Below are 5,109 nucleotides of genomic sequence, written 5' to 3' on the forward strand. Positions count from 1 at the left end.
GCGGAACAATTCGGGACAAAAGTCGTGGTCAACAGTCCAGAGACGGTGCGTATTGCCGATGACAAGGGACTGACCTCGGCTTTTTTGGCGAATAACGGGCTGCCCCATCCGCGCACTTGGCCTATGGCTGAGGCTTTGGAAATGGATGATCTGGTCTACCCGGTTATTGCCAAACCGGCGGTCGGGTTTCGGTCCATCGGGGTCGAGCGGGTGAATTCTCGGGAAGAGCTGGCCAACTACCCTGGTGATCTAGCGGCAACCATCGTACAGGAACTGATCGGCGATGACGCGCGCGAGTTTACGTGCACGATCGTCGGGGCGAAGGGGAGCCTGTCGCCGGTTCTGGCACTGCGCCGAGTGCTTCGGTCGGGCGATACATATCGGGCCATTCCCGAGCGGAACCCGGTGATCGAAGACTATGTCACAGCTATCGCGCGCAAGCTGGACGTCGAAGGGGCCTGCAATTTTCAGCTGCGCCTTGGCGACGACGGAGTACCCAAGGTGTTCGAAATCAATGCCCGGTTCTCGGGCACTACACCGTTTTGTGCTCAACTGGGTTTCAATCCGGTCGAATGTTACCTCAAGACCGATCGCGGCCTTCCCTATGAGCCGGAAATCGCTTGGGACAGCATGGTTCTGCGGTACTGGAGCGAGCTGGTCGTTCCGCGTTCAATGACAGACACATTGGATCAGGCCGGCCAGTTGGAACCTCAGATCCCGGCCCAGTTCAGCCTCTATGGCGGGACGCCATGAAAGTTGCCCTGACAGGGGCGACCGGCCTGCTGGGTCGCCATCTTGTGGCCTGGCTAAGCCGACGTGACATTCCTGTTGCGCGGATCGACCGGTCGAACTGGGATCTGCAGGACGCGATCACCCATGACAGGCTGGATCAACTGGCGCAAGGTGCGGATGTATTTGTGCACTGCGCGGCTCGGATTGACCTTGCCGGGCCTGCGGATGACGGCTCGGCTTGGCAGGTGCTGTTTGACAGCAATGTGCGAGCCACGTTGAATGCGGCGCGTTGGGCGGCAGATCGTGACGTGCACTTCATCTTTGTGTCCAGCGGGTCAGTTTATCGCGATCCTCATGCCCGCGGAATCGACGAAAGCGCGGAAACCGCCCCGGGGCCGCTTGGGGGTGATTACGCTACAACCAAGCGTTTGGCCGAAGCGGGGCTGGCTGAGCTTGCGCAGTCTTCTGGAGCGCGAGTGACCGTGCTCAGACCTTCGGCGCTCTATGGTCATGGGCTGCCTGATGACAAGTTTCTTGTGCGGATGCTTAATGATGCGGCCGCGGGGCAAAACATCACAGTAACAGGTCCAAAGAACAGCATTGATTTCGTGCATGCGCATGACCTGAGCCGGGCGATTTTGCAATCGGCCCATGCCGAAGCTTACGGTGTATTCAATATCTCCGGCGGAGGTCCGGTTTCCTTGGCGGATTTGGCGCAGGAGATCATGTCCGTCGCAGGTGGCCGGGGTGTGATCGAAACCCGACCCGGAGACAGTCCGCCATTCACCCGCTTCGATCTGTCCTCGGACGCAGCCCGGGCAGCATTCGGCTATGCGCCGGTTGTGGACATTGCAACGGGTCTGGAAATGACGTTGAGGGGCCAATTGCTGCCGGCAGCGGCATGACCCGGTCCGGCAGCCGGGCGATGGGAGCCGGAAACATGTTTTTTGAAGGTATCTTGGGTGTTACCCTTGTATTCCGGGTACCAGTCTGCGGGCCAGGTAACCCACCGCCGTTTGGATTGTAGAATATGGTGCCAGTCAACAGTATCAGCCGGCCTAAGCCGATTTTGGAGCAGATCGAATTCGCGTGTCTGATGACTGCGTTGCTGTTCAGCACCTTCACTGCCTTTCGCCATCCGGCGGTTCTGTTCACGGCCAGCGACATGTTTCTGACGATTGCCGTGATCCTGCGGTGCAACCGCAGCCTGCCGCTGTTTCCGTTGCATTCCGCGTCCTCGGTCTGGTTCATCGGCATGCTGATGATGGTGGCGGGACTGTCGATCGGCTCTATCGCGCACGGCGATCCGGTGTCGGCCTTCGTCGTCATCGTGCAGTATTTCTTTTCGTTTGTCCTTCTGCCTCTGGCGATCCTGGGCCGCCCGTATGAAGAGGCGGTTACTCTTGCAAAGGTCGGCGTGATCTCGATTGCCTTGAACTGTCTTGTCGGGATGATCGCCTATGGCGTGGGCTATTCCGGTGGCGAATCCCGGTATTTCATGCTGGTCAGCGGCAACTACCGTGTGGCGGGGTTGGTGGATAATCCAAACGGGTTGGCTGGACTGATCGTGCTTTGGTTCCCGGTATTGTGGTATCTTGGGCTGACGGGTGCGCTAAGAAAACTGCCATTCTTGGCCCTCTTCGGGCTGCTCGCCATCACTTTGATCTACGCAAGTTCGAATTCCAGCCTTGCCGGTGCGGTCATCTGCGGTGCTCTGTTCCTGCTGCTGGTCGGAAATCAGCGCGTGCTGATGATCTGGGGAACAGCTGTGACGACGATGGCTTGGATCAGTATCCAATGGGCCGAGTTCATTTTTCCGCCGACGTTCCGCAACCGGGTATTGTCACCTCTGCTCGAGGGGGACCTGAGTCATGCGGGTACATTTGAAGACCGCGCCGATCTCATGATCGAGGCCTGGCGGTTTCTGCCGGATTACTTTCTGGTGGGTATGGGCGCGGGACAGTATCGCGAACTGAGCAGTCAAGGCATTCCCGTTCACAACCTGTACCTGTTGCTGGCCAACGAAGGTGGCATTCTGGCCTTACTGGGATTGTGCTTCGTTTTGGGGTCCGCCATCGTCTACGCCGTAATGGCCCGGCATAATGTGCCGAACAGGGTGTACGGGCGCGCGACCGTGGTGACCGTCACGCTGACCTTTGCGGCGCTGTCAATGAACTACACCCATGTTTACCAGCGCGGTATGCTGATCCCGTGGATCGTGGCATTGGGGCTGTTGGCTGCGTCCGATCGGTACCGGCGGCGCTAGCGTTACACGTCACGGGTTGCTTTGTCCCATGCCGTTCCCGTCGCCAGCCAATTCGTGGAGGAACTCCTCAAGATTGGTCCAGCCATCTTCGTCCGAATCTGCAATTGCATCCGTCGGGTCCGTGGGATTAAGGCCCAATTGCGTTTCCCATTCATCAGACATCCCGTCGACATCGCTGTCTGCATAGGGCAGGGCGCTTTCAAGCTCGGGCCAACCGCCGACCTTTTCAGGGTTCTTCTTTAGGATTTTGCCGGAACGGTCACGGACCTCCTGAACAACCCTCTGATCCACCGCGTCGCGAGACGGGCGTGTCGCTCCAGCGTTTTGCAGGACCGTTTCAAACACTGTCGAAACCGGATCGGCCTGGACCAAAGGTGGGGTGACCGGCTCATCAACGACATAGACACGATGTTCGGGGGCAAGGACCAGTTCCTCGGGAAGGTCCAGGCTGTTGCGGTTGTCTTCATCAAGATTGTCCCGAAGGTACAACCGGTAGCCGTTCTTGAAGCCGTCGAACAGGTGCACCAGTAGATTGGAATCGATGCTTTCACCGGACAGCTTCAGGTTGCCAATGATATTGGCGTCCAGCTCGGTCCAGCGATTGTCCAGCGAAACGACATATTGCCAGATCGGTGAGTACATCAAGTTGTTTACGATCTCGGTCGTGGTCCCCGGGGTCTGGGGCGCGATTTGCGGGTTTCTGAACATCCCGTGAGAGAACAGGTTGTGATGGATACTGAAGTTGCCGCCCTTTGTCAGCAGCATGTTGCGGGCCCGGTTGCTTTTGCCTGGTCCGCCATGCAAGAGGGGCTCGCTGATGATGCTCCACTGAAAGGTCAGCCGTTCGGCGTTTTCTGAGTCAATGGTCTCGTCGCTGCCCCAACTGGCGGAAATGTGGTCGAAGATCACGTCACGCGCGGCTTTGGTGTAGACGCCAATGGCCCCTGAACAGCAGGATTCTACGTCGTGCGGCCCGGGCCGGAACCGAACATGGCGCACGATGACATCATGCGTCCGGATTTCCAGTGATGGGCGCAATTGACGTGGGCCGTTTCGGATCGCAATCCCGCCGCCCGGAGCGGTTTCTCCGGCGATGGTCAGAAAAGGACTGTTTGCGATCAGAGACGCCTTTTCCAGTGTAATCGTTCCGCTGACCCGAAAGATGCAGGTTCGAGGTCCTTTGGCATCAATGCATGCGCGTAGGGAGCCGGGCCCGAATTCTTCGGTTGTCGTGACATAAATCACGCGCCCGCCGCGCCCACCTTTGGCCGCGGCGCCATGCCCTTCGGCGCTGGGAAATGCTCTTTGGGAGCCATCTGGAAATTGCGCCGAAAGTGACCGGTTCGCGTTCTCGGCCAGCAGCGTACCGGGGCTGCAGCCCATCGCCAGAACAGTCGCAAATAGCGAACCATGTAATACGGCGAGCAGTCTTGGCCTTTTTGCAACGGGCATTCTAAAAACCTTGGCTGTTGTCAAAATTCTTCTGCCTTTGGTCTAGGGCGCGGTGTCCCGGGTTTGGGCTTTGGTCGCGCAGACCATCATTGAATCCCGCAGGTGCACTGGGATCACCAGGTCAGACAGCCGTGCCGGAACCTTGAAGCGCGCCCATCTGGGTAAATAACGATGCACTCTTTCAACCAGATATCCTAACGGAAAATACCAAGTTGGCCGATGAAATTCGGTTTGTTGCAAGCCAGCTTTGGCCAAGGCAAAGCGCAGTGTTTCAGGGTCGAAATAGCCGATATGCGCAACACGATAATGCCACCATTGGTCTCCCATGATACGCGCCAACAGGGACAAGCGGTCGGGCGTAACGACGACCAGTACTCCATCATCGGCCAGCAACTGCGCAGCCTGAGTGATCAGGTCCAGCGGATCCGGAACATGTTCGACCACGTCTACCAGAGTGACTACATCGTAGGGGTCGGTCAGATCGGGATGTGGAAGAACGCCTTGGACCACTGGCAGGCCATGATGTTTTGCGCGGGCGCAAAACCGTCGCGACGGCTCAACCCCGACCGCGTCGTAACCACAGGCGATGGCCTCCTCGACCAGAATACCGGTTCCGGCCCCCACATCCAGCAGCCGGTTCGCGCCGGCAGTGGGTCTTG

The 5,109-nt window shown here is 58.3% G+C and carries 5 protein-coding genes; 3 read left to right on the forward strand and 2 right to left on the reverse strand.

Translation table 11 applies throughout. The annotated features are described in order from the left end of the window. The 3 genes from AC2FM5_RS19135 to AC2FM5_RS19145 form a co-directional block, all read left to right on the forward strand. Positions 1-753, forward strand: a 753-nt coding sequence (locus AC2FM5_RS19135) for an ATP-grasp domain-containing protein (protein ID WP_496737526.1), incomplete at its 5' end; no start/stop codon positions are given. Continuing rightward, positions 750-1,637: an NAD-dependent epimerase/dehydratase family protein gene (locus tag AC2FM5_RS19140; RefSeq protein WP_496737528.1), complete on the forward strand. Its 888-nt coding sequence runs from the start codon at positions 750-752 to the stop codon at positions 1,635-1,637. The genes AC2FM5_RS19135 and AC2FM5_RS19140, both read left to right, overlap by 4 nt. 191 nt (positions 1,638-1,828) lie before the next feature. Further along, complete coding sequence (locus tag AC2FM5_RS19145) at positions 1,829-2,998, forward strand: O-antigen ligase family protein (RefSeq protein ID WP_170341747.1); 1,170 nt, start codon at positions 1,829-1,831, stop codon at positions 2,996-2,998. Positions 2,999-3,007: 9 nt separating this feature from the next. On the opposite strand, the gene AC2FM5_RS19150 is transcribed toward AC2FM5_RS19145, so the two are convergent. Together AC2FM5_RS19150 and AC2FM5_RS19155 are read right to left on the reverse strand one after the other, a co-directional pair. Next, positions 3,008-4,381: a hypothetical protein gene (locus AC2FM5_RS19150; RefSeq protein ID WP_496737530.1), complete on the reverse strand. Its 1,374-nt coding sequence runs from the start codon at positions 4,379-4,381 to the stop codon at positions 3,008-3,010. A gap of 111 nt (positions 4,382-4,492) precedes the next feature. Continuing rightward, positions 4,493-5,109: class I SAM-dependent methyltransferase (locus tag AC2FM5_RS19155; RefSeq protein ID WP_496737532.1), on the reverse strand; the 617-nt coding region annotated here is incomplete at its 5' end.

The sequence above is a fragment of the Ruegeria sp. BHSA162 genome (assembly GCF_059613385.1).

Excerpts from the sequence above, each read along its gene's own strand:
- AC2FM5_RS19150 (WP_496737530.1), bottom strand. The coding sequence starts at position 4,381 with ATGGGCTGCAGCCCCGGTACGCTGCTGGCCGAGAACGCGAACCGGTCA.
- AC2FM5_RS19145 (WP_170341747.1), top strand. The coding sequence starts at position 1,829 with ATGACTGCGTTGCTGTTCAGCACCTTCACTGCCTTTCGCCATCCGGCG.
- AC2FM5_RS19140 (WP_496737528.1), top strand. The coding sequence starts at position 750 with ATGAAAGTTGCCCTGACAGGGGCGACCGGCCTGCTGGGTCGCCATCTT.